The 3,871-nt window shown below is 50.8% G+C and carries 1 protein-coding gene; it reads left to right on the forward strand.

Annotated features, from left to right (window positions below):
* Window positions 1–37 precede the first annotated feature (37 nt).
* Window positions 38–3,751 carry a M91 family zinc metallopeptidase gene (locus Q0349_RS13565; protein ID WP_298081549.1) on the forward strand — a complete coding sequence of 1,238 codons (3,714 nt, stop codon included), beginning with the start codon at window positions 38–40 and terminating at the stop codon, window positions 3,749–3,751.
* Window positions 3,752–3,871: the final 120 nt, after the last annotated feature.

Raw genomic sequence — 3,871 nt, forward strand, 5'->3', positions numbered from 1 at the left:
TTCACCTTCAACTTACGATGCAAAAACTAATACTATAATTACAGGAAAACCTCTTGAAGGAAATGAATTAAAAGAATATAAAAAGGCTTTTAATGATTCCATTAATTATGCAAGACTTTCTCCCCAAGGTAAAGATATGATTGCAGCTTGGGAAAACCATGTGAAAGTTAATAATAGTAAAGTAATTATGACTAAGGCTGCTGCAATTTCATCAATAGATATATCTGATGCCAATAATCGTATCGAACAAGATGAACGTACTGAAAAAGCTAACAACAATCTTGTCAATAATACAGGATTTGAAAGAAGCGACGGAAAAGAATTTATACGCTGGAATCCAGATATTGCATTAAGTGTTTATAAAAATGGAGGGATTGTAGTAATGTCTCCTGCATCAATATTGTTCCATGAAATTGTTCATTTAACCGACATTAACCTTGAGAATAATACAATTACTAAATACCCTGGACATGAAAATGAATTCGAGTCATCTAATGGAAAAATGAATTATGCCGAATATTTGGCTACTATTAAAACGGATGAACATCTCAAATATACTGGGGAACAGACTAGAGATGTTTACTCTGCTGGAGCCTATAATTTACTTGATGAAAAAAGTAAAGAAGGTATCGAAAAACCAGTGACTATATCTTATGAAAATGTAAAAAGTAATGGTCAAGAAATAATTATAAGGAAATATATAGACATAGATAACCATATAATTCATACTGATGCAAAAGTTAGAGGCACATCTGAATTTGTTTATAATGCAGATTATGACATGGTTACAAATGAAACTACTATTTGGCGGGCTCTATCATCTAACGATTTAGGCAATCGTTATCCAGAGCTAGGTATTGATAACAACCATTCTTACATCTCTATAGTTAAGTCTAATCCCAACACAGGAGCTAGTGAAGTTACCATTAAAGATATTACCAATGGCAAAGTAATTATTAGCATCAATTCTATTTCAATAGGAAATAATGATAGTGTTATTACGACTACCACTTATAAGCATGATAAAGGAGAAACTGTAACTAATGTTATTGATTCTAAAAACCATTCTACTACAGAAATAACAACGACCTATGTTAAAAATCAGGATGGAAGCTATGATGAAAACAAAGTAGCAACAACAAGTTCTGTAGTAAACAAAGAAGGCGTTGGTAAATTTACGTCGTATACCAATCATCTTAATGGTGAGCAAGTCACCATTACGCAGCATGATGGCGTTACCGTCACCATCAAGCGGAAATATGATCTAGGTGCTGATGGCAAATTTGATTTCGAGAATGGTGCGTATGACTGGGAACTTACGTCTGAAAGCACCAGCAACGGAGAACCTCATGAGTATCGGGGACGTTTTGATCCTGCCGATCCGGATAACAGTTCTCTCCCGCCTGGAACCGGCAACAACGACAACACCAATGAAAACGGCAACAACGGCAATGCCAACGAAAATGGTAACAACGGCAACGCCAATGAAAACGGCAACAACGGCAACGCCAACGAAAATGGCAACAACGGTAACGCCAACGAAAACGGTAACAACGGCAATGGTAATGAAAACGGCGGCAACGAAAATGGCAATAATCCGGCCAACCCCGGCAAGTTGCCCGTTTGTACCATCCTCGGTGCTTTCGCCGGTGGGATTATCGGTAATGACATCGGTGGCCCGCTGGGTGCACTTCTCGGTGCGGGCATTGGTGCGCAGCATGGCGCGAAAGCCTGCGGCGAACCCGATCCGTGGAAACCGCTTTTCCCGCCGATGGCGCTCGATCCGCTCTCCCTCGATTTGAACGGCGACGGCAAGATTGGCACGTTGCCGCTCGCGCGCGGGGTGCATTTCGACATGGATAACAGCGGCTTTGCCGAGAAGTTGTCATGGATTGCGCCGGAGGACGGCTTGCTGGTGAATCTTGCAGACGGGGCGACGCGCGTCAGCAACGGTTCGCAGTTGCTCGGCAATGAAACGCGGCTGCCGTCCGGCGAGTTGGCGGCGGATGGTTTTGAGGCTTTGGCGGCGCTGGATGATAACGGCGACGGCAAGGTGGATGCGCAGGATGCGGCGTTTGCCCATTTGCGCGTCTGGCAGGACAAGAACAGCGACGGCATCGCCAGCGCGGATGAGCTTTTTACCCTGGAATCGTTGGGGATTTTCTCGCTGGCAACTGCTTATGACGCCACTACCTGGACGGACGCGAACGGTGTTGAGCACCGTGGCGAAGGTTCTTTTGTCAGGGAAGATGCGAGCGGCTTGATGCAGACGCTGTGGTTCACCGCCGACAAGGTTGATAGTGTGGCGGTGGATGTGCATCACGGCACTTCTGCCGGGTTGCCGGAGGCGGTAACGCGCCTGCCCAATGCTGCCGGCTTTGGCAATGTGGATACGCTGCACCGCGCGATGAATGCGGATGCGGATTTGCGCGCACTGGTGGAGGCGTTTGTCACGGAGGCCGATCCGGCGGCGCGGCAGGCGCTGACGGAGCAGATTTTGCGCCGCTGGGCGAAGGCCGATGCGGTCACGGGCACGCGCGGCGCGCTGGATGCACGTGATTTGGCGGTGCTGGAGGCGTTCTGGGGGCAGCCCGCGCTGGCGGAGCAGCCAACCGGGGCGTATGCGCGCAGCGTGGCGCAGGTGTATGAGGATTTGAAATCGCTGTTGCACGCGCAGTTGTCGCTGCAAAGTCATTATCGCGAGTGGTACGGGCTGGCGCAGTTCCGCGTGCAGCACGGCGCGTGGGAAATCAATGACACCGCGCTGGCGGATGCCATCGCACAGCGTTTCGGCGCGGGCAGTGTTAATGCGGCGACGGTCGGCGATTTTCTCGACGCGCTGCAAGGTCTCACACCGGGCAATGCGGCGTTGTTGCAGCATTTGACGGTGAGCGTGCGTCAGGCATCTGCGCAGTTGCCGCAGGAGAGTCGCAGCGCGCTGCATGAGGTGATTCACCGCGGTGATGACCATATCACGCTCGCCGACGGCGAGGATTTCGTCAATGCCGGGGCGGGCAATGACCGCATCGACGGTAATGCGGCTAGCAATGTCATCATGGACGGCGCGGGCAACGATATGGTTCACGCAGGCGCAGGCGATGATGTGCTGGTGAGCGGTAGCGGCAATGATTCGCTGGACGGCGGCAGCGGCAACGATGTGTACCGCTTCGACAGGCATTCCGGGCATGACACGGTTCACAATGTGGACAACGACCCCGGCCGACACGATGAGATTCATCTGACTGGGCATGATATGACGGAGGTAGATATCAGCCGCGTCAATAATGATTTGGTCATCCGCGGTCATGATGGCGACAGCAGCGTGACGGTGCGCGATCATTTCAACGGCGCGCCGGTGGATGCGGTGCGCTTCAGCGACGATATGGTCTTTGACCGTACCTTTCTGGATCAGGTCGCCCGCGCCAACAGCGACCCGGATTATCCTGACCCGACGGATTGGGTTGAGAACGAGCAACATGATTTGGATGCGTTGCTGCACCGGCTGGCGCATGGTGCGGCGGAAGACAACCACGCCGGCCTTTCCGGCTGGAACCAGTTACTGAACCGCCTGACGCAGGACGCGAACAGTCCGTCTGACATTGGTGATGTGGACCGGCTGATTGAGCAGATGGAACGCGGCACGGCGGGCAAAAATGCCACGCCGCCGCATCAATACGACCACCATGCACACGGCACGGGCGGCGCACATGAGCACATTGACCGCCTGATTGATACCTGGGCGGGGATTTAGGGCGTGCACAAATCTGCTCCGGTCGCCCCTGTCTGGTAGCTAGCCTTTCAGGGGCGTTTTTATATATAGACCTCTTTCCAAACCAGGCAAAGGCATACGTTTTTTGGAATTTGTATCCCT

This window comes from uncultured Cardiobacterium sp. (genome assembly GCF_938028185.1).
Lineage (GTDB): Bacteria > Pseudomonadota > Gammaproteobacteria > Cardiobacteriales > Cardiobacteriaceae > Cardiobacterium.